The sequence below is a fragment of the Sporofaciens musculi genome (genome assembly GCF_009830285.1).
Lineage (GTDB): Bacteria > Bacillota > Clostridia > Lachnospirales > Lachnospiraceae > Sporofaciens > Sporofaciens musculi.
This window is the reverse complement of record NZ_WUQX01000001.1, coordinates 1398926-1420617: the sequence shown is the minus strand read 5'-3', so window position 1 is coordinate 1420617 and position 21692 is coordinate 1398926. Positions and strand designations below refer to the sequence as shown.

28 protein-coding genes are annotated in these 21692 nt (G+C 39.7%); 7 read left to right on the top strand and 21 right to left on the bottom strand.

Annotation, left to right across the window (positions count from 1 at the left end):
* Positions 1–211: 211 nt before the first annotated feature.
* The 5 genes from GN277_RS07015 to GN277_RS07000 form a co-directional block, all read right to left on the bottom strand.
* Positions 212–631 (bottom strand): RNA polymerase subunit sigma-70, encoded by a 420-nt coding sequence (locus GN277_RS07015; protein ID WP_159750449.1) that lies wholly within the window; start codon positions 629–631, stop codon positions 212–214.
* Positions 632–721: 90 nt separating this feature from the next.
* Entirely contained in the window at positions 722–1003 is a 282-nt protein-coding gene (locus tag GN277_RS07010) for a hypothetical protein (RefSeq protein WP_159750448.1), read from the bottom strand.
* Complete coding sequence (locus GN277_RS30875) at positions 990–1124, bottom strand: hypothetical protein (RefSeq protein WP_280178600.1); 135 nt, start codon at positions 1122–1124, stop codon at positions 990–992. Before GN277_RS30875 ends, GN277_RS07010 begins: the two co-directional genes overlap by 14 nt.
* A gap of 6 nt (positions 1125–1130) precedes the next feature.
* A complete protein-coding gene (locus GN277_RS07005) occupies positions 1131–1343 on the bottom strand; it encodes a hypothetical protein (RefSeq protein ID WP_159750447.1) in 213 nt (70 codons plus the stop codon).
* A gap of 20 nt (positions 1344–1363) precedes the next feature.
* Positions 1364–1762, bottom strand: coding sequence for a hypothetical protein (locus GN277_RS07000; RefSeq protein WP_159750446.1), 399 nt, complete (start codon positions 1760–1762; stop codon positions 1364–1366).
* Between the two features lie 150 nt (positions 1763–1912).
* Between GN277_RS07000 and GN277_RS30870 the strand changes: the two genes are divergently transcribed.
* The gene (locus tag GN277_RS30870; protein ID WP_280178599.1) at positions 1913–2038 is read left to right on the top strand and encodes a hypothetical protein; all 126 of its coding nucleotides are present in this window, start codon (positions 1913–1915) and stop codon (positions 2036–2038) included.
* 262 nt (positions 2039–2300) lie between these two features.
* On the opposite strand, the gene GN277_RS06995 is transcribed toward GN277_RS30870, so the two are convergent.
* A complete protein-coding gene (locus GN277_RS06995; protein WP_159750445.1) occupies positions 2301–2447 on the bottom strand; it encodes a hypothetical protein in 147 nt (48 codons plus the stop codon).
* Between the two features lie 156 nt (positions 2448–2603).
* Here GN277_RS06995 and GN277_RS06990 point away from each other — a divergent pair, with 156 nt between their 5' ends.
* The 5 genes from GN277_RS06990 (at position 2604) to GN277_RS06970 (ending at position 5782) form a co-directional block, all read left to right on the top strand.
* Positions 2604–3392 carry an XRE family transcriptional regulator gene (locus tag GN277_RS06990; protein ID WP_159750444.1) on the top strand — a complete coding sequence of 263 codons (789 nt, stop codon included), beginning with the start codon at positions 2604–2606 and terminating at the stop codon, positions 3390–3392.
* A 26-nt stretch (positions 3393–3418) separates the two neighbouring features.
* Complete coding sequence (locus GN277_RS06985; protein ID WP_159750443.1) at positions 3419–3658, top strand: type II toxin-antitoxin system RelE family toxin; 240 nt, start codon at positions 3419–3421, stop codon at positions 3656–3658.
* 11 nt (positions 3659–3669) lie between these two features.
* Positions 3670–3861: a hypothetical protein gene (locus GN277_RS06980; RefSeq protein WP_159750442.1), complete on the top strand. Its 192-nt coding sequence runs from the start codon at positions 3670–3672 to the stop codon at positions 3859–3861.
* Positions 3862–3939: 78 nt separating this feature from the next.
* The gene (locus GN277_RS06975; protein WP_159750441.1) at positions 3940–4482 is read left to right on the top strand and encodes a Uma2 family endonuclease; all 543 of its coding nucleotides are present in this window, start codon (positions 3940–3942) and stop codon (positions 4480–4482) included.
* A gap of 160 nt (positions 4483–4642) precedes the next feature.
* Entirely contained in the window at positions 4643–5782 is a 1140-nt protein-coding gene (locus GN277_RS06970) for a tyrosine-type recombinase/integrase (RefSeq protein WP_159750440.1), read from the top strand.
* A 218-nt stretch (positions 5783–6000) separates the two neighbouring features.
* Here GN277_RS06970 and GN277_RS06965 read toward each other — a convergent pair whose 3' ends face one another.
* The 3 genes from GN277_RS06965 to GN277_RS06955 all read right to left on the bottom strand — a co-directional run bounded on the left by GN277_RS06965 (position 6001) and on the right by GN277_RS06955 (position 8815).
* Positions 6001–6573, bottom strand: coding sequence for a DNA-3-methyladenine glycosylase I (locus GN277_RS06965; protein ID WP_159750439.1), 573 nt, complete (start codon positions 6571–6573; stop codon positions 6001–6003).
* Between the two features lie 71 nt (positions 6574–6644).
* On the bottom strand, positions 6645–7544 hold the full coding sequence (locus tag GN277_RS06960) for a hypothetical protein (RefSeq protein ID WP_159750438.1): 900 nt from the start codon (positions 7542–7544) through the stop codon (positions 6645–6647).
* Positions 7545–7561: 17 nt separating this feature from the next.
* Entirely contained in the window at positions 7562–8815 is a 1254-nt protein-coding gene (locus tag GN277_RS06955; RefSeq protein ID WP_159750437.1) for a DUF6070 family protein, read from the bottom strand.
* Positions 8816–9082: 267 nt separating this feature from the next.
* Between GN277_RS06955 and GN277_RS06950 the strand changes: the two genes are divergently transcribed.
* Complete coding sequence (locus GN277_RS06950) at positions 9083–9973, top strand: DUF2971 domain-containing protein (protein ID WP_159750436.1); 891 nt, start codon at positions 9083–9085, stop codon at positions 9971–9973.
* Between the two features lie 69 nt (positions 9974–10042).
* On the opposite strand, the gene GN277_RS06945 is transcribed toward GN277_RS06950, so the two are convergent.
* The 12 genes from GN277_RS06945 to GN277_RS06890 form a co-directional block, all read right to left on the bottom strand.
* Positions 10043–11050 (bottom strand): ADP-ribosylglycohydrolase family protein, encoded by a 1008-nt coding sequence (locus tag GN277_RS06945; RefSeq protein WP_159750435.1) that lies wholly within the window; start codon positions 11048–11050, stop codon positions 10043–10045.
* 181 nt (positions 11051–11231) lie between these two features.
* On the bottom strand, positions 11232–12629 hold the full coding sequence (locus GN277_RS06940; protein WP_159750434.1) for a hypothetical protein: 1398 nt from the start codon (positions 12627–12629) through the stop codon (positions 11232–11234).
* 47 nt (positions 12630–12676) lie between these two features.
* On the bottom strand, positions 12677–13174 hold the full coding sequence (locus GN277_RS06935; protein WP_159750433.1) for an MBL fold metallo-hydrolase: 498 nt from the start codon (positions 13172–13174) through the stop codon (positions 12677–12679).
* Between the two features lie 108 nt (positions 13175–13282).
* Complete coding sequence (locus tag GN277_RS06930) at positions 13283–13861, bottom strand: hypothetical protein (RefSeq protein ID WP_159750432.1); 579 nt, start codon at positions 13859–13861, stop codon at positions 13283–13285.
* A 41-nt stretch (positions 13862–13902) separates the two neighbouring features.
* Positions 13903–14529 (bottom strand): sugar O-acetyltransferase, encoded by a 627-nt coding sequence (locus tag GN277_RS06925; protein WP_159750431.1) that lies wholly within the window; start codon positions 14527–14529, stop codon positions 13903–13905.
* 78 nt (positions 14530–14607) lie between these two features.
* Positions 14608–14955: an acyltransferase gene (locus GN277_RS06920; RefSeq protein WP_159750430.1), complete on the bottom strand. Its 348-nt coding sequence runs from the start codon at positions 14953–14955 to the stop codon at positions 14608–14610.
* Positions 14956–15296: 341 nt separating this feature from the next.
* The gene (locus GN277_RS06915; RefSeq protein ID WP_159750429.1) at positions 15297–16721 is read right to left on the bottom strand and encodes a lipopolysaccharide biosynthesis protein; all 1425 of its coding nucleotides are present in this window, start codon (positions 16719–16721) and stop codon (positions 15297–15299) included.
* A 6-nt stretch (positions 16722–16727) separates the two neighbouring features.
* Positions 16728–17819 (bottom strand): EpsG family protein, encoded by a 1092-nt coding sequence (locus tag GN277_RS06910; protein ID WP_159750428.1) that lies wholly within the window; start codon positions 17817–17819, stop codon positions 16728–16730.
* Positions 17820–17823: 4 nt separating this feature from the next.
* Positions 17824–18687, bottom strand: a complete 864-nt coding sequence (locus GN277_RS06905; RefSeq protein WP_159750427.1) for a glycosyltransferase family 2 protein — start codon at positions 18685–18687, stop codon at positions 17824–17826.
* On the bottom strand, positions 18680–19807 hold the full coding sequence (locus GN277_RS06900; protein WP_159750426.1) for a glycosyltransferase family 4 protein: 1128 nt from the start codon (positions 19805–19807) through the stop codon (positions 18680–18682). Before GN277_RS06900 ends, GN277_RS06905 begins: the two co-directional genes overlap by 8 nt.
* Positions 19808–19825: 18 nt before the next feature.
* On the bottom strand, positions 19826–20653 hold the full coding sequence (locus GN277_RS06895; protein WP_159750425.1) for an O-fucosyltransferase family protein: 828 nt from the start codon (positions 20651–20653) through the stop codon (positions 19826–19828).
* A 172-nt stretch (positions 20654–20825) separates the two neighbouring features.
* A complete protein-coding gene (locus GN277_RS06890; RefSeq protein WP_159750424.1) occupies positions 20826–21683 on the bottom strand; it encodes a glycosyltransferase family 2 protein in 858 nt (285 codons plus the stop codon).
* Positions 21684–21692: the final 9 nt, after the last annotated feature.

Genomic DNA, 21692 nt, shown 5'->3' with positions numbered 1-21692 from the left:
CTTTCGGACAGTGTATGAAAGTATATTTAAATCTGATATTATCACAGAATATTTGTTCTTATATGTCAATCCAAAAATTCTACAGAAAAAGAACGCCCCACCGAAGCAAAGCGCCCTTTCCCAAGTATTAGAGGAAACCCGTGTACGTCAATACACTTTTTTCAGTATATACTATAGCACTTTAAAAACGAAAAAAGCGAAAAAAACGAAATTATTTTTTCATAAAATTATTAAATTCCATTCTCACGCTATCTCCCGTAGCTTTTCGCCCGATCCTGACAGCAACCTGTTCCCAAGTATTCTCCTCAAAAATCTTATACTTAATGATTCTCTGCATCCGGATCGGAACCGTCAGCATCCATTCCTCCACCTGACGCTTAATCTTTTCCGCGTTTTCCTTCCGCTGTCCTAACAATTTTTCTTCCATGCGCAGATTCCCGTCATCCTGGTAGGTAAAGGCCGAGCCCTGAATCCGAAAATGCTGCGCCTGGTAAGGGAATCTTGGATTGCTCCCCTTTACATTTGTCTGGATAACGGTTTTCCGTTTTTTCTTTAACCTCCGGATATCATCTTCCGTATCCTTGACAAGCGCACATGCGTCTATATAATCATTTAGAATCTTCTTGTCCAATTCCAATCTCCCCCTCTTTTATCTCACACTTCCAGGCTCTATATTCTATTACAGTGCTCGTCCATCTTCCAGATAAGAGCCTTCACCGCATTACCTGCCGGCTTTGGCGCTTTCAATTCCTCCGTTCTTCACAATCTCCAATGCGCCTATTGCCGCACAGTTATCACAGTTAATATCATTGTTGCCGACATACGGGCAGCCATTATGGCGTATGCAAATACCATCACTGTACGCATAGGCTTCCATCTTCTCAAGGACTTTATCCAGGTCATAGGCTGTCGGCTGCACGTCAACAATCTGCTTCAAAACGTCAGATTTTGCAAAGTTTCTTTCGAGTACCTCATTCAATCTATCCGCATCAATCAACCTCATTTGCCTCGTCTCCCTTCTGATTCGTCGTTTTGCCGCATACATTTTCTTCCCACTGTTTCAGAATATCCTCGATTACTCTGTCACAGTATTCCTTATTCTCTCCCTTACCCCTGCAGATCACTTTTCCTTACCATTCCTCTCTTTTTGCACTTTTTAAGAAAATCATTACCTTTCCTTTATCAGATGCGCTAATAAACAAAACTTTTCTTGATAAATACTTTTCTGGGAAACGTGACACTTCGTACTCCCGTACATCGCTGTCACAGACCAAAAGCACTTTGGAGCCTTCCATCAAATATTTTGCTTCAAACTCCACTAGATTCATCTTATAATTCTTCATTCCTGTTCTCCCTTGAGAAATTAACCCGTACGCACATTCCTATCATTTTTCCTGATACTAAGCTCTATCCCACACTCCCTGCGCATTTCTTCCCTTAAGTCATCCCAAGAACAGTAATCTTCGACCAGACATTCAGTCTGAAAATTAAACTCCTTGATGAACCGATCTAAACGCACCTTTCCAAAACCAAATTTACAATGCAGAACATATACTGCCATGATTGTGATTGTATCAATTGTATTGAATTTAATATTCTGCAAACATTCATCTATTGCCTTCTTTGATACTGCACATGGAAGGCTGGCGATGTTACGCATCTTAAGCTCCGCCTCCAGACCTTCAATACCCTTCTCCTTTGTCACTCTCAGCGCCTGGGCCATGCCCTCCATACGCGCCTGTTCTTCTTTGTTTCGTCCCATTTTCTTTCCTTCCTTGGTTTCAGTACTCCTGGAAACCATAAAAAAATCCAACCACCAAATACTGATGATTGGAAAAATTTGTATCTACTGCTTTTATCTGATATAATTGTTTTGTGATGGCGGCCAACCTTTTTCTACACGGAGGTTATTATGGCAAACATCATTAGCATTACAGCAGCGTATCTTGGATACTTAATCACAGGTTATGATTTTTTCATCCTGCTGACTTTGATATCCTGTTCGCTTGATATTTACGTATATCTGACAAAACATTAAGATACCAAAGATATACTTGATATACGCTAAGGATAAAACTGCCAGACGGTAGGTATGCACTTCAATACATTTCTGGGACTTACAGGCTTCCAGATAATGCATGGATAAAATAAATGAGTGAATGAAGTCACTACCAACCAATCGGCCGCCATCTACTTTATCTTATCTTGATATACAGCAGCTTCGCAATAAAATTTTACCATCTATTTCAAACAATCATAGATATGATTCGACATTTTATACAAATCCCAATCACCAATATTCAGTTTTCAAAGATCGCCGGCTTCAATACATCGCCGGTATAAATAACGCTCACTTTTTCCGCAACATAAAGATTTTTAAAACCTTTTTCTGCAATGATTATCCTTAGTCCTTTCGTCAAAGGATTATTAGCTTCTGCAATAGTCAATCTGGTTTCCTCCTTTCTACTACCCGTTTAACTGGTACATTTATACAATAAACCTGTTAAACTGGTTTGTCAATACTTTTTATCAGTTTATCTGATTTTTTTATTGACTTTACCATTTTTTCATAGTAATATTTCCATATTAGGAGGTGGAAATATATGAGTTTCGGAACTAGACTCAAAGAAAAAAGAGAAGCACTTGGAATTACTCAACCACAGCTTGCGAAAACACTTGGAGTAAGCCAGAGCGCAGTTGGTAGTTGGGAAACGGATGTAAATTCTCCAAGGGCTACAATTTTATATGATTTATTTGAAATTTTACATTGTGATGCTAATTACCTTTTACAAGATGAAATAAAAGAGTTATACAAAAATGAAGCAACACCAGATGAATTTGAAAACATAATTAAGAAATACCGCTACATAGCTAAACATTTTCCTAATGGTGCAAAAACAATTAACGCAGTATTAGAAAATGAATATTCCATAGCTGAACAGTTAGAGAAACAGAAAGACCGTATAAAAGAACTGGAAACCTCCCAAGCCACCGTCATAGACATCCAGCCCCGTCTGGAGAATAATGCACGGCTCATAGAGTACCACCACAGCGCGTCTGCTGGGACGGGAGTCTTCATCCTTGGCAGTGAGGGCGTTGACCAGTTGCCGATACCAGATACACCAGAAAACCGCAAAGTAGACTATGCGATCAAGGTATCTGGGAACTCCATGGAACCGGACTACTATGACGGCGATATCGTCCTTGTCTCCCAGAAGGTAGAATTAAACCATGGGGACGTAGGTATCTTCATCATAAACAATAACGCTTATATTAAAGAATATGGAGAAACGGAACTCATTTCACGGAACCCGGAAGTGGATAACATCACGATTTCTGAATATGATAATATTGTTTGTATGGGGAAAGTGGTTGGAAAGTATGGGGAATAACCAATAAAGAGGTGACAAACAAAATAATGCGCATAGAATATGAAAAAGAAGCCGCAAAACACATTAACAAAATGGATAAGCCAACAAAATTAAGAGTCAAAAAAGCAATTGAAAAGCTTCCCTCAGGCGATGTCATTAAGCTTCAAAGTTTGACAAACGATTATCGCTTACGTGTAGGTGATCTAAGGGTTTTATTTTCTGTTCAGAATGAAATAATAACCATAAAAGACGTTTTACCAAGAGGGCAAGCATATAAAAGATTATAGGAGATGAAAAGATGAGTAAAGAAATGGTAAAGGGATTAATAGATCTTATTGATGATAGAGATATGGACACGATTTTCAAGGTATTAGTAAGATTTGTTCCTGAAGAAGCCCCACTCCCTGACGAAATAGAAGCTATTGAAAGAGCGAATAAAAGTATAGCTGAACACGGAACTATACCTCATGACGCTATTGACTGGGATTAAAACCTTAAAATATAACCGATCCGGCGTTTATATAATTCTCTCTTAGTAATAATCAACCTTAGGAAAGGACGTGACAAAATGCAAGTACCACAAGAACGCATTTACACATCAGAAGACTACTGGAACCTCCCAGAAGGACAGCGCGCGGAGCTGATCGACGGGAAATTATACGCCATGGCTCCGCCGAACCGGATACACCAAAGGTTAGTCAGTCGATTAACACAAACCATAGGTTCATTCATTGATTCCAACAAAGGAACTTGTGAAGTTTATCCTGCCCCATTTGCCGTCAACCTGAATGCCGACGATAAGGTTTGGGTAGAGCCGGACATTTCTGTCATCTGTGACAAAGATAAGCTGTCAGACCAAGGATGCAAGGGTGCGCCAGATTGGATTATTGAAATCGTTTCACCTAGCAGCACTCGGATGGATTATTCTGTTAAGTTATTCAAATACCGTACTGCAGGAGTCCGGGAATACTGGATCATTAATCCAATGAAAAAAGCTGTCCAGACTTATGTTTTTGAAGGCGAAGAAGATTCAAACTTATTTTCTTTCGATGATGAAATACCTGTTTACATTTTCAATGGTCTGACTATCAGGATTTCTGACCTATTATAGCAAAAACCGCCCCTGAGCCAACAGAGACGGTTTCACATAGATGCAACTCGCAAACCAGAGGTTTACGGTATACATCTGCCCTAAGCAAGTAGATTATACCATAATCCTCCACAATTTACGAGGGTTATTTTTTATACCCATTTTCAAGGAGGATGATACCATGGCAAAACGCAAGAAATACCCCAAGCTCCCCAACGGCTACGGCAGCATTAAACGCCTCTCAGGCAAAAACCGCACCAACCCCTATGGAGTTTACCCTCCCACCAAAGAATTCGATTTAAACGGCATCCCCGTAGCTCAAAAGGCTATCTGTTATGTAGACGACTGGTATAAAGGTTTCACCGTCCTCACATGGTACCGGAACGGGGAATACTACGAAGGCCGTGAGAAGGAGCTGTCCTCTGATTCCGAAGAACTGAAACACCAGATTATCGGTATTCTGTCAAAGTTCAATCAGAGCCAGCGCGAAGTTGCCGACCAGAAGACGTTTGAAGATATTTATCAGGAATATTACCTTTGGAAGTTCCATAAGCCCTATAACCATGAAGACAAGAAGATTACAATGGAATATAGTATGCGCGCTGCATATAAGAATTGTAAATCAATCCACAGCAAAGCCTTTCGTTCTCTCACTGCCAGCGACCTGCAGGAAGTCGTGGATAGCTGCCCAAAGAAGCATTCCTCTCTGGAACTAATCATCGTCCTCTTTCACCAGATGTATGCCTACGCCGAAGCCAATGACCTGGCGGACAAGGATTACTCCAAATTTGTAAAGATTAATAAATCCGATGATGACGAACATGGCGAACCCTTCTCCGGCTCCGACCTGGAAACTCTGTGGAACCACCAAGACAACGAAACCGTGGAAATGCTCCTCATCATGTGCTATTCTGGCTTCCGGATCTCCGCATACCTGGATATGAAAACGGATCTCGGAGAGGAATACTTCCAGGGCGGGGTAAAGACTGCGGCGGGGAAGGACCGGATTGTCCCGATCCACAGTGCTATCTTGCCTCTCGTGAAAAGAAGATTAGCCCGACAGGAGGTTTATCTGTCTAAAGGAGTCCAGAATTTCCGCACAGACATGTATGAGACATTAAAATCCCTGGGTATTAGGAAACATACTCCCCATGACTGCCGCCACACCTTTTCCATGCTATGTGACAAGTACGGTGTAAATGAGAACGACAAGAAGACCTTGCTCGGCCACGCCTTTTTGGATGTTACCAATAAGGTATACCGGCATCGGGAATTAGACGCACTGAGAGAACAGATTGAGCGGATAAAAATTTGTCGCTAACGTGTCACTAACGGTTCGTATTTATCCGTATTTTTATGGAATATTCTATACCTGTTCAAATCTCTTGAAAGCCTTGAAAACAGAGGGTTTGAAGTACTTTACCCCCTGTTTTCAAGAGCCTCTTTAAATCTTACTTTTTTAAAAATTTCTTAACAAAAAAAGCTGTTGGGAAATGATATAAACACATGCATTTTCCCACAGCCTTTATCAAAATTTTATTACCCCTCTCTCCTTCGGCAATGCTCAAGAAAGCACCCCTCCTCATGGGAATAGATCACCCCAATCGCCTGCAAATAGGCATAGATAATCGTAGTCCCCACAAACTTCATGCCCCGCTTTTTCAGGTCTTTTGATATTGCGTCCGATAGAGCAGAATGAGCCAAGCCCTTCTCATAGACCACCTTCCCATCCGTAAATCCCCAGATATAATCAGAGAAACTCCCGAACTCCTCCTGAATACTGCGAAATACTCTTGCATTTGTCACAGTGCTTTCAATCTTCCGCTTATTACGGATAATGTCAGGATTCCCCCCCAGTTCCTCCATTTTCTCCTGGTCATATGTACATACCTTTTCCAAATCAAAGCCGTCGAACGCCTCTCTAAAGCTCTCCTGCTTATTCAGCACACACTCCCAGCTAAGCCCTGCCTGAAATGACTCTAAGACCAGCATTTCAAACAGTTTATGGTCGTCATACACTGGAACGCCCCACTCCTCATCGTGATACCTGATATACCTCTCGTTCTTAGGATTCGCCCATTGACACCTTGTCTTTCCGTCAGCCCATTCCATATCGATAATTCCTTTCCTCTAAATTAAAGTATACCTTACTGGATGAAGTCCACCAGCCCGAAGGGCATGTATTACGGTGTACCCTTGGGTATAATTATTTTAGCCCCTCTGCTCTCCATTTCCTCAATATACTGCTGCGCCGCCGGAATGATACACAGACGCAGACTCTCCCCAATGGAAAAATAAGGATACAAAGCCACATTTCCCCGACAATACACAGCATAGGGTACAGACTCTGACGTATAGTTTACCGAAGTAAGATGCTCGTACGCCAAATCATTCAGAGTCGCATATAACGTCACAATCTCCTCATCCTCCATGTCGTAAAGCAGGGTCTTCAAGGTGTAGAAGCACATGTCCTCATACGCCTTAAACAACGGCTCTGTGTAACTATGGTCATCAAAATTCAGCGTAATCTCATGTACATTGTCGCTGCCCGCCGGCGTATACACAGAGATGGTGGGAAAGGGCAGAATCGACTCGTCCTTACTGTAATTATAATAACTGCACCCATAGTCCGAATGGATTGCCCTGTCATAATTGTAGGCCCGCCACTCCCAGGAGGGGGCAAGATAGGTATTCCCTCTGTCTGCCTGGTAAATGCTGTTGTACCTGCCAATAAAATCATCAATGGAAAATGTAAACACGAATTCACCTTCCCGATTCTCCACAATCCCAATCTCCAGCTTTTTTTCTGCCGCCTCTTTCACAATCTCCTTAAGCTTTCCATCAAGCAGACTCATAGTCTCTGCCACAGCCTTCACAGAATTGTGCATACCCTTCGGGCTGGTGGACTTCGTCCAGTAAGGTATACCCAAGGGCACACCGTAATGCATGCCCTTCGGGCTGGTGGACTTCGTCCAGTAAGGTATCATAATATATTTTCCGGCAAATGTAAATCTTACGGCACACAAACCGCAAAAAAACAATACTGCCGCTGCAATCACCAATCCTTTTCTGTGTATCTTCAAATAATTTCCTCCCTTGTTCACTTTGCACCTTCAAACTCTCTCCTCGCCCGATACGCCGGAATACAGTATGAGCGTTCCCTGTCCACCCGATTTCCCACATAGACATACCGGCCGTCCTCCCTCCTGCCAAGCGTCACCTCATGGGCGTAATAACAGTCCATCCCCTCCTCAATGGATACCGCCTCCACATAGGCCGTTACCGTCCCGTCCTCATTCTCTGTACATCGGACCACCTCCGGAAAGGAGGGCTGCAGCTGCTGCACTCTGTTCCTAATCCCAATCGCATGAAAGGGATAACTTCCCTTTGCGCTGTCATATCTGCCATATTGTTCTATATCGTCAACCGAGATATCAAAATACTGCCCAATTACAGACTCAAACTCCTGTTTGGGAATCCCGTCCCCATAAGCCTCATTTTCCAGACGTTTTCCGTATTCCTCTGCGTATAGAAACTCAAACAAATCATTGAATTCAAGCTTCTCCAAGCTCGACATATCCCAATCTGTCAGAAACAGGTTATTACAGAAATAGCTGACAGGAACGACATACTCCTGTGTAATCCTCCTGCATTGCTCATCAAGGGGCAGAACCCGACAGAAAATATGCATGTCCATCTCTTGATTTCTGGACAGCGCCTTTTCCCAGATTAGCCACCCCTTAGGCGTGTACTCCCATTGGTACGCCAAAATCTTCTCCAACTGCGAAAGAGCAGGCTTCATTTCCTCTGTGAACACGGCGCTGGCAGACGTTACAAAAAGCTCATTTTTCTTATTAAAAGCAAGATGGTAATACCGAAATACTCCTACCGTATTTACCTGGTAAATCTCCGCCTCTGCCTCCTTACCTGACAGGGCATCCCTCAAAGCAGCGTCCACCTGCTCATAGTTAGACAAGTTATAGTCTCGGTTTCCGCAAGCTACGGAGAGACCCTTCTTAGCCCCAATCTCAATCATTCCATGGAGGGCGTCCTCATCCGTATTGCCTTCCTTAATGGTGCTTTCGTAAATATTTTTGCAGCTCTCCATAAATGAAAATAGCTTCTTAAGGGTTTCTTCCTTTTCCTGCTCGTCCATTTCTATTATTTTAAGCTCATAAGCCTCTTTTTCCGTCTGGTTTTCTGAAGCTTCCCCATCAGCAATGCTTTCAATACTACCGCCGTCACCATCAGAATTATTTCTTTCATTGTCATGCGCCGGCTTCAGACTCCACGCCAACATCCCTGCTATCAGAAGGAATACTCCTGCGGCTATAATACTTGTTCTTTTCTTCATTCTATTCTCCTGCTGTCTGAATCACCTTTAGGCCATTAATTTGCCTGTGTTATATATCTTACACATGTAATATTTATATTATGTATCTTTCTCGTCTCCTTGTCAACCCCCTTTTCAATAAACCCCGCTCAAAGGGTACACCGTATTTCATGCTCTTCGGGCCAACGGACTCTGCCCGACAAAATATAAAGGCAGAGGAAATTCCCGTTAAGTTTATTGTAAACATAAGCTTTTTTCTGTATAATCAAAATATAAGAGACGCCACGTATGTTTGCAGATCAACAGAAGGGAGTGACACGCATGTCCGGCAGACAGGTGAAGCTAGAGCATGCCGAGAACGGCAGTATCCTATACCACTATACCAAAAGTAACGGCATCAACGGCATTATTAACTATAACTGTTTCTGGGCGACTAAGAGTGATTTTTTAAACGACCCCAATGAATTTTCCCATATTCAGGGAATTATAGAGGATGTATGTCGTGAGAATATCAAAAATCCGGCCTTAAGAGAACAATTTTTGAAAGATTCCATATATGCAGTAAGAGAAAAGAACAGAGAATATTTTGTCCTTTCATTTTCAAAATGCAGGGACAGCATTACCATGTGGTCCGAATTCGGCAATAAGACCGGCTACAATATCGGCTTCCGAAGCAACGAGATTATTGCGCGAATCGAAGAAGCTGCCGAGATTGCGTATCACGGACTAGTGGTTTACGATACAAGGCAGCAGAAGCAGTTGATTCGCAGGATTATCTGCGCTTCCCTTCCCCATCTGCTGCACATGCCGCTGGACGCGATTCTGGATGCCGGAAGCCGCGACCCCAGGGACAGCAATTACTTAAAAGCCTGCCGAAAATTCCAGAAAACAGCAGAGGTTTATGCCATGTTCTTTAAGCATGAGGGCTTTGCGCAAGAACAGGAGTATCGGTTTATTTTCAAAAAGCAGAAGGATACCACCGTGTATTTCCGCCCCAAAGACGGTTTCATGCTTCCCTATATTGAGATTCCCTTGAGTGAGCGAAATCTGCCAATCGAGGAGATTATGGTGGCACCCCAGAATCATATTGACCTGGCAAAAAACGGGATGGAATATATGCTGCAGACCAAGGGGTATGACGCTGATGTCTCCCTGTCTAATATCAAACTTAGATATTAAAATCACCCCCGTACAAGGCGGCGGTCAGACGCCGCCTTTTATCTCCATACCCAATTTACAAATCCACGCTCAAACAGTCTGCATATAGAAGCCGTCCCTGTCAATAATTGTCTTGACTTCCTCAAATGAAAGTCGAATACCCAACTGATACTCTAGTCTTCTCAGTAAAATCTTAAGCCCAAGCCTGCCTTGCTGCTCACAGATTGTGACTGTATTCTGATTCCTCTCAAGTCTATAACCGCCTTCATACTTGGAAATCCGAAACAGGAAATCTTTTTGCTTGCTGATTCTGTCATCAAATATTTTCAAGATTTTCTCCAAATTGTCGTCAATTCTGTCCCTACATTCTTCTTTCAACCCTTCCGATATGCCAAAAAAGGCTTCCGCAATGCTTCCCGTAATCGCTGCCAGAGTATCCGTATCACCGCCGAGAGATACGGCATTTCTTACAGCGTCCTCAAAATCATATGCCTCTAAAAAAGCGATAATGGCTTCCGGCACAGTTTCCTGACAACATTCCACATGGCAGTATGAGGGTCTAATCTGCGCTAATGTCCGGTCTAAATCATAAGAAAATTCTCTCTTTACATAATCTTTAATTTCTGCCTTTCCCAAGCCGTTTCGGGCAAGATAAATACAGCTTGCCACGGCGGCCGCCCCCTTAATCCCTTCCGAATGGTTATGCGTCACGCCTGCCGTAGCCGCCGCCACCTCTCTAGTCTGTTCCAATGAGGAATACAGCCATCCTGCCGCCGATACCCGCATTGCAGAACCATTTCCATAACTTCCATATGGCTTTGGTTCTTCTTCATAGAGCCAATCCCTGAATCGCTCCCCATATCCTGCGTTGGGATACCGTCTTCCCCACTCCTGCATTTTCAGACTGACCTCAGCTTTTATCATTCCTGCGTCAGCGTCTTCTCCTGCCTTGAGCAAAGCCTCCCCAACTGCCACTGTCATGACCGTATCGTCTGTAAATCCACAGCCCTCAGTAAACAGTTTAAATACCTTCGTCTTATCCCCTCTGTCAAATTCAAAAGGACTTCCAATAATATCTCCCAAAATTGCACCAAACATCTTTTTCCCCTTTCTAAATTATAAATTTGTTTTATATTGTTCTTATGATGATAGTATATCAAAACATTTCGCCATAAACGGACAATATAATGTCGTCCATATTTAGAAAAAAGAGGAACTGCCGATTGTCAGCATTCCTCTCGTCTATAATGTTTAGCCACGATTATTTTAGAAATTGTTCTTATTCCTTCATGGATGCATAATCTAATTTGATATTGCCTATGCAATTCTTGCTGTCTGTGTCATCATAAGGGAAGTAGGCAAAACGGCAATTTTCACTGATAATAAATTCATTCTTAATGTTCTCAATGGTGTTCATTACTTCATTACGCCCTCCTCCCACAAACAGAAATCCCTGCCAAAGCCTTGGGTTTTCAGAATTCATCATGTGTTTATAATGTGTATCACTGATTAAGCCATATTCCCATAAATACCAGCTTCTTCGTTTCAATTCTTTTACAATTTGGCCGCAGGCCGCAGCATCCTGAATAACTGCCTGGAAATCTTCATAATGCTTTACACAATTTTCTTTACTGTCATTGGCATATTTCAGCTCAATCAAGCCAAAACCATTATCTTTGTCATAAACCACAATATCCGGCTTAAATTGCCTTTTTAACGGACTGATTCTTCTTGAAACTGCATACTCCATATCAATAACACACCAGAGGGATGACGCATCCTTTTTCATATGCTGCCTTGCAATGGCTGTCCGAATCGCCATTTCTCCTAAATCTCCGCTTCCCTTCGTGAACCTCTTTTCAGCAGCCTTTACAATCAATTCCACATACAATGGACTGATATCAAAAAGCAGCCAGCCATCCTGGCCATCCTGTATTTCTTGTAGTTTATTGCTCAATTTTTCACAGAAGTTATCCCCTTTTGTTTTTTCAAATTCTTCTGCATACGTATACTCCATATGCTTCAAATAGACTCCGTCTCTATCCTCTGATAAGTTACGCAAATACCTGGCATAACCTCGATCATTCGATAACCGGTTGCAGTCGTTTTTTCTTGTCGCAATTCGACCAATACAACCGCCATAAGCATATATACGAAGCATTGATTTTTTTGTTCCATCCGGTCCGACAACGACAATCGGACATTGGGCGGCATCACATACCTGATAATTTTGCAAAATGGATATAACCCTGTCGGTATTTAAGTAGCTGTTATAAATACAGAAGCCACACCCACTTGGACTTGGTTCACAGCATAATTTATATTTACCTGCAATTTTATCCATACATGCATTTATGGAATCCGTCTCATCATCATACATGCCAGCGACTCCCGTAGTCCATGCTACACATCCTCTCGTACCAGAAGTAGCGCTACATTCACTCACATCCAATCTCTGATCTTCCTTTAGATTTCTTAAGTAGTGTCTCACACACATTTCCATTGACCAGCCAGAATTGATTAATTTTTTCGCTATTTCTGCCATGGAAAGTGCTTTCTTTCCATAATGCATAACCAAACCTTCCGAGTGGCGTATTTCTATGTTATAATTACATATAACTGTTTTCGTAAATTCCACGGTAAAAGTAATCAGTCTTTCTTCCAATGATTTCCCCATAATACCACCTTTCGCCCTATCCCTATATTTTAATACTTACGGTTCTTCTACATTTGAAATACTTCCCCATCCTGTAACATCTTGAGCTTATCACGGTACATGGCAAAGGTTTCCGTCTCTCCAAAAGCCTCTGCATAGGGCGTTATTCTGATATCGCCAAAAAGAAGTGGTTTAGCTGGATAATAGGGCTTGACTGCCTGCACGCGCGGCAGTCCCTTCTCCGTCACATCAGGCAGCTTATCCAGTCTTTCGGTAATCTGCTCCATGATTTTCTTTGCTGTCTTTCCCAGATAAAGGGGAATCCCTTCCGGAATTTTCCGATACAGACCAATGTGATCGCCGTGGTAATGACTAAACAATACAGCTTCACACGGCTTGCCATTTTGAAAAACCTTTTCCACAAGCTGTTCGTCCGTCAGACCCTTGCCCGACTCACTGTCTGAAAGCTTTGCTCCGAAATCAATAATAACCCGGTGCTTCTCTGTGCTTATTTCTGTAGCACATCCTCCAATCTGATGAGTACCACGATAAATTTTAATCTTCATGGGCTGTCATTCCCTTTCCAGCTCTGTTATACTCAAGCCTCTGATTTTTGCAGCCGCATCGCGCCCCTGCCTTACACCATTACCAGGACGATATAACGACACCCACAATTAAAAACAATTATATCTCCAATCCATATTACGCATCAATTTCCCATTTTCCAAGTAAACGCCAAAATCTTCTCGCAAATTCGTGTTCTCCCACATTTTGTACCGCCTGAAAAAATTATCATAATGTACGAAATAACCGATACGGTTTAACTGTGCAAAATCCCTCTGCCGCATTCGTTCATTGGCATTGGGAAAAAGCTCGTAATAACAGTCTTTGCATGAGTAATAGGCGTCCCCGTCATCCCAATAATTAGAGCTTCGGTCGGTGTAAAGCTCGTTCATCAATCTGGCAATTCGATTTAATTTTGACAAATGTAAATATTTCCTGCCTTTATGCCCAGCAGCGCTCTCTGGCAGCGACCGTGGCTCTACACGCTTTACTATATAAGCCTTTTCTTTGGCGGAATAAGAAGCCTCCAAAAGTCCTGCATCCCTCAGTGTTTTCATATCCCGCTGTATCATTTTTCTGCCAATAGGCAGACGCGATGTGATATCTGCAAGCTCTACCTGGCGGCTTCCTTTGAAAATGTCATACAATAAAAGCTGGCGGTCTGTAGGCGTTAATTCGATTGATTCCATCGTCCTCCACCTTCCCCTCTATCCTGTAAGGCAGGGCTTTTTTATTTCTGAAGCTCTAACACATGTGCCCACGCTTCCTCGTCAAATTCCCGATCTCTAAAGTAGAATTTCCGGTCTGCATCCGTAATCTCTCTTATGACCTTACACGGATTCCCCGCCGCAATCACCCAGTCGGGAATATCCTTCGTGACCACGCTTCCCGCGCCGATTACTGTATTGCTGCCGATATGTACGCCCGGACAGATAACGGTATTGCCGCCAATCCAGACATTATCACCGATTGTCACTTTAATTCCGTATTCATATGCCGTGTTGCGGGTATCCGGATGTACCGGATGGCCTGCCGTATAGATTGCCACATTGGGCGCCATCTGGCAGTTATCTCCGATTACAACCTTTGCCACATCCAGAATCATGCAGTTGTAGTTTGCAAAGAAATTCTTTCCTACTTCTATGTTAAAGCCATAGTCGCAATAAAAGGGCGGATTGATAAACGCGCCGTCGGATTTGCCAAGCAGCTCCTTTACAATCTTACCGATTGCGTCAAAATCCGACCGGTCAGCCGTATTTAGCGCCTGAGTCAGCCTTCTGGCCTTTTTTTGCTCCTCGAAAACATCTTCGTCGGTGATATAGGGGAGTTCTCTGTCCCGTCTTTCTTTATTTGTCATAGATTATGCCTTCCTTTCTTGTAACTTAGAATATCATAATACATTTTATGGCATATTTCTATCACTTTTTATTTATTTCTATTTTGTCCATTCTATTCCTTTTTTTAATACCTGATTATTCCCGCCAATCAAAATATTATTTTCATTAAATTTCTTTGATACCAAACCTCCATAAGCAATTACGCTATCGTCATCAATATAACTGCCTTTCAAGATACTGCTTTTGGCTGCAATCCACACATGATTTCCTATTTCTATTGGAGCAAAAATATCTTCTCTCTCACTAGTTTGTTTGATCATGCGATGTCCGTCCCCATCTATAAGCGTAACATCCCATCCTAATAAAGCATCATCGCCAATGCGAATACTTTTACCAGAATTTATAATACAATTAGCATTGCAATAAAAATTCCTTCCAATAACCAATTCCCCGTCAACAACAACTTGAGAGCCTTTTCCAATAATTACCCCCCTATAACAATATGAGCATTATTGGACACTCTCCAAAATGTCGTGGAGTTTCCCAAACCAAAAGACTGACCAGAGCCTAAATGTATATGTAAATTTTTATCAAGAATTGTAATGCAGTCACGACTTCCCATACAGCCAATTTTTACGCCTTTATAAACACGAAATGGGAACTTAAAAGCATCTTTAAATCTAAGATAGTAAAAGTTAAAGTATAATGTTTTAATTAAACTTATATCCATTCATTTAGTTCCTTTTCTTTTATTTCTGTCAGATGTTGGGTAAGTGGACTCCGTCCATTAAAATAAATCTAATAATAATTTATACCGCTTACTGACCACCAATAATAGAGCATACACAGCAATTAAGTAGATTGTCTTACATCCTGCCGCCATAAGTGTATTTCTGATTTCAAAAGGCCAAAAATATGCTGCTGTAAACAAAACGACCATATGAACCATATCAGGCAGTACTGCTTTTAAGAAATCGAAAAATGAAAAGCCAAATCCTGCATGTATGAGCATCACATAGCAGCAGAAAAATTGCAGTATATAGGCAATCGCTACTCCAAGTGATAAACACTGAATACTTCCGCCTAAGCATATCCCCATAATAATAGCGATTACTGTTATAGCAGTATTAATACATCCGTTTATAAACAATAATTTCGTCTTACCAAGAACCTGGAAAATAGCACCGGCGCTGGAATTCAGCATTTGCGGAAAAATTGCAAATGATAATATCTCAAAGCAAATAACAGACTCTGCCCAGTTACTCCCATACATAAGAACAACAAGTTCATAAGAATTAAACCAACAAAACACTGTAACAAAGCAGGCCAGCGCTGACAGAAAACATACTACTTTCATATATTTTTTATATATAAGCTCATATTGACTCTGATAGTCAGCCAAAACCGGATGCAGCACCGGCGACACCACGCCTGTCAGATTGTTGACTGGATATAGCATTAACGTATATGCTTTATTATAATATCCCAGTTCTGCATTTCCTAGAAGTTTGCCAGTTAATAGATTATCAAGATTTCTGGAAAAATAGTTAATAACATTAAATGCAAACTGGTAGCTTGAGTAATTCATCACTTTTTTAATTGAAAATAAATCAATTCTAATTACAAACTTTAATTTATAATCCACTCTATTCCATATAAATAAGATAAACGACGACAAAATTGATTGCAGAACGAGTGAATAAAAACTCAACCCTATGATGGCAGCCAGAATGGCAATTATGGATGGAATAAGATAAGATAGAATTGTCCTATAAGCAAGTTTAATAAATTGCTTCTCCCTATTAAGCATACCATTGGGAACCATATTCATTGTATTAAATAACAATGATAAGCTCAGTAAAAATCCCAACCTAATGTATACACTGTCATTATAGAAAAAAGAGATCGGAATCGACAATACCTGAAATATCATCATTAATATAACTGATATATAAACAGTAAACGAATATATGTGATTAATATCATACTGTGTCAAATCTTTTTTCTGAATAATGGCAGCGCCAAACCCCATATCAGATAACGTATTAAAAAAAGTAGAAAATACTGTAATTATAGCTATTATTCCAAATTCTTCCGGAGATAATATGCGAGATAAAATCGCATTAACAACGATAGCCAACAATATTCTAATATATTTCCCACTAGAATTAATCAATACTGCTTTTTTTAAAGAAACTTTACTATTACTCATAGCACACTATCTAATCCAATCCGTTAGAAGATTATCCTCAAAGACACATCGGAAAACAGAATCAAAATATACAACATCAGAAGATGTATTTCCATATGCAGTATATATAAATATAAATGTATAGAGGGCAAGAGACAACATAAGACATACTCCGTTTCTTCTCCTGGTCTGTCCAAGAATAGATATTATGACAGCTAGGAAGATAAAATCTATTCTAAACATACGCTGCCATTCAAGTTTTCTAAGCATCATAGGAAGAACCATCATTGTAAGCAGAACACATTTTCCCATTATATCTGTAAGAGCCGATACGTCTGATAGACTTCTATACTTTTTCCCAACCTTTATAAAAATAAAGATACAGCAAATGCATATACATGCCATCAGAAATACCAGAGTTCTCGTATATTCTTGTACCTCTCTGGTAACCCACATAGAAAAACGATCTGATGCAAAAATTGACTGTAAAAGATTAAAAATTTTTGAAAAATAGGAAGATGTAAGAAACAACATCATAATCGTTCCTGCTGACACTGTGAGTAAGCACTTTTTCCAATCAAACAATCTTGCAAGTATAAACACGATATATGCAAAAGCCGACTGATGAATCAAAACAGCTATTGCCCACACACATAAATATATGATAAAACTCTTCTTATTTGATAACTCCATATCAAATAAGAAAGAACATCCATAAAATATGATAACAGTGGACAATCCACTCCTTAACTGTGTGACATCAAGCCATAACGGCATCAAAATAAACAATATTAAAAACCAGTTTACATTTTTAGTAAATCTTATAGCTGCATTATAGAGTATAAAAACATAAATAAAAGCAAAGAACATCAAAAAAGCTCTATAGCTTCCCCCCAAAATATCTGCTATTTTCATCAATAAGACAAAGCCAAACTCATTATCATTTCCTGAGGTATACGCAAGCGTTCTATAAGTGTATGAATAATTTGCCATGTCAGGATTATATGTATTTAAGGCAAATAAAGCCCAAATAAACAAAAGAAGGATTCCTGTCTGTTTTTTGTTTCTCGGTAATATTATTGAAATAAATCCAATAAACAAAGCTATTATATATAACACGTAATTATCCTCTTTTCATGATCAGTTTCAACAACTGCAAATCACTCTTTAATAAATTCTTGTAATAAAATATACGTCTCTTTCTATTACTATCAAATGAGCTGTCAGTAGAAACATCCTCCAAATGAGTAATTCTAAGTTTAGGGCAATATCTCATTTTGTGTTCGTCAGCTCTCAATAAATAGAACAATATATTTTCTTCTCGATAAAGAAAAGTCTTATCAAACATACCATCATATGCCGCTAAATACAAAGGTGTAAAGTATAATGCTGAGCCATGTAACGTCACGTTATCTTGTTCTATTGTATAGTCAAAAACATTCTTACTACGCTTAACAATTGGATTCTTTATTAAATCTTCGATTTTCAAATTCAATGCAACAATATGGCATAGTGAATTTAAAATATTTTTCCCAATATATTTTAAATTATAAGTAATTGTCGGCTGCGGATTCTGGTGAAGCTTCTGTTTAACAGCATAAATGTCTGGGCCTATTACAAATGAACAGGTTCTTTCAAATTCATCTTCAAGAATATCTAACATATCTGCTTGCGCTATAATTGTATCATTATTAATCTGCAATATAAAATCCGCATTTAACTCGTATTTTGCATATTTAAAACCCACATTATTTCCACAAGCAAAGCCCAGATTATCGCTGTTTTTTAATAGTATAAGTTTATCCAGTCTTAATGAATGAATATAATCGTATAATTCATCATATATGGCTTTTGAAGAACCATTATCCACAACGATAATATAATAGTTTTGGTTTTTAATATGCTTAATTATAGACTCTATACAATCTATTGTTTCATTTATTATGTTATAATTCAATATCACAAAGGCATGCAAATATTTACCCATTCAATATCTCCTTATACAGCGCTATAATCTCACTGGCATTTTTTTCGTCAGTAAACATTTCTTTTGCATATTTTTGGCCTCTCTGTGCCGTAATCATTGCACTATTCTTATCACAGATAATTTGCAATAGTACATCTTTCAATGTTAAAGATTTATGATCAAACAGAAAACCATTCCCATTATTTAAAAGCTCACTTGTACCGCCAGTATCATTACCAACAACTACACACCCAGAGAGCATTGCTTCCACAGTTGTTCTGCCAAATGCCTCTTTAGCAGAATTTATAATGACTATGTCTGATATCCGATAATAAGAATGAATATTGCTTACATATCCCATCATAATAACCTTGTCATTCATATGATATTTTTCAATCAACTCGGTTAGCAATTTTGTGTATTCTTCTTCACCATCTCCAAGAATGTACATTTTATAATTGCCGAGCATATCATCCAGTTCTATAAATGTCTGTATAACTTCATACTGTCCCTTGCTTTTCAGCAGCCTTCCAGGAACAGTAACAACGATTTCCTCATTATGAAACAGGACATGTTTATAATAAAATTTATTAATATTAACTCCATTGTAAATACATTTACATTCCCTACGTATCATCATCTGATAGTGCTTCCGAACAGAGTTTGATACTGCAATTCTTGCATCCGCTTTCCTAAATAAACACTTAGAAAAAAATTTTCCGTGAAATCTTGCGCCTAAATCTTCCTCTACAAACTCTCTGAAATGCCAAACCAACTTTTTTCTTGATAGACACGCCGCTATTGCCCCTGTTCCGATTGCAGCAGTATTAATATGAATAATATCTGGATTTTCTTCTTTCATAATCTTGTATACTTTTATCTCTGCATTTATATTCAAAATTATTTTATATATCCATTTAGCCCAATTATATACAGTACCTTTGGGAATATATATCCATTTATAAAAATTTACAAACCTGATTTTTACACCAAATTCATTCCATATATCGGCCCGCAGAATAGACGATGGCAAAATTCCAACAAAATCAACTCCTCGTTTATTAAAATTTTTCATTAAATGACACATTGAAAGAGCTGAACCATAAGCCCCTGCATCTGATCCGATCATCATTATCTTCATGATTTAACTCCTATAAATTTAGTATATTCCCAAATCGAATATGAATATATCTTTATAGTTTCCGCCATTTAAATAAACGGCAGAAATCGATCCTCTGGTAATGGAGGTTACCAGGTATTTACACTTTGACAGCAACGCAATTTTCACCAAATAATCTAATCCAGCCTCTTTCTTTCCTTTTTTTATTGCCCCGCTAAAAGCCAGATAATCTTTTCCATCATATGAAGCGATGAAAGAATCTGCCGAGTACAGTACAATTTCATACCTGTCTTTTTCACAAAACTGCTTAAAAATGCCTGCATCTTCAGTCACCAAAAATATTCTGTTGCAGCCATATTTCTCAACAAATGCGTCTATCTGCTTCTTTACCATTTCAACCGTAGGCTGCCTCGGTTCTCCTTTAGGCTGCAAGGCGATATAATCTGTTCCTCTAAGATAGACTCCTATACATTCTTTTGGTTTTACAGTTTTTATCTCCTTGTCCAGAATACACTTTACCTCATCCGAATAGTCAATATGTCTTAGAATCAGCTTATTTACAGACATAATCAACCTTTGGTCAAAAATACTTTGTATTGAACCAATATCTTTATTCATTTTCCTACGGAGAGAATATCCGCATACAAGGTTCGTTTTATTATTCCTAACGTCTTCAAGATTATACTGCGACGGCTGTGTGAAATACCATTCCCAGACATTATGCTCGCCGTCATAATACTGGGAGTTATAATTCTTCATATCCACTACCGGAATCATACCACATCTGTCAGCATAGTCTATTCTCTGCAAAATATATAGAAACAAAGACATCAGCCCTTCGATTCCATTTCCTCTCGGCCGAATCACATAAAATTTTAAGTCTGTCTTCGCTGCCCTATTGTGAACATAATGTTCTCTTTCTGTATGATGAAAAATGAGAATGTAGATTTGATATAAGTAACGATTCTCCATCAAACCAGGGAATATTTTTTTCAATTTCATTTTTATAAGATTGCTTACCATCATTTTTTCTTATATGTCATTTCAAATCTCCTGTCTTCTCAAGCTTTTTAGGAAATTTTATCTGCTCGAATATCTTTGCATCCACAAGGATTCTGTAATACAAATGGTAAAGGAACGAATATATGAAGCCCTCTTTGCCGTTCAGACAATTACCGCAAAAGATATAGGCATATATAAAATAAAGCCAGCATCTAAGGAACATCGGAAAACGATAATATCTGGTTTTCTTGGCACGAATTGAATTAATCTCTTTGTCAGCACCATCAAATCCGAATTCGTAAAACCTGTCCTCCATATAATCCTGCATCTCCCTGACAGCATACCAGTTCAACTTTTTGACATAGGTGTTCAGATCTTTATAATCATAATGGAGGAACTTTTCTTTTATCTCTTTCGTCCGCCCTTCAGACAGAATCGTGTGCTCGTCCATCTTTCGATCTTCTATGCGTCCTATCCCTGTTTTGAACACCATCAGCTTTTTCTTTCTGCTTCCGCCATATTTCAAACGCCTTCCCATGAAATACAGCCATGCTTCCAGAACAAATCCATTTACATCGTCATGTTCGTGGCTCTTACATTCCTTCTCTAACCGTGTACAAAGTTCTGGTGTAAAACGCTCATCAGCATCCAAACGGAGTACCCACTTCGTATCAATACATGTCTCATCAATTCCCCAGTTAAACTGCCTGGCATAATTCTCGAAGGGATGCTGATAAACGTCTGCTCCATATTTTTTGGCAACCTCCATCGTTCTGTCTGTGCTGCCGCTGTCCACGACAACTATTCTTTTTGCAAACCCCTGAATAGATTTTAAACATTTATCAATATTCTTTTCCTCATCCTTTGTAAGAACGATAGCTGTCAAATCCGCCATATCTTTATT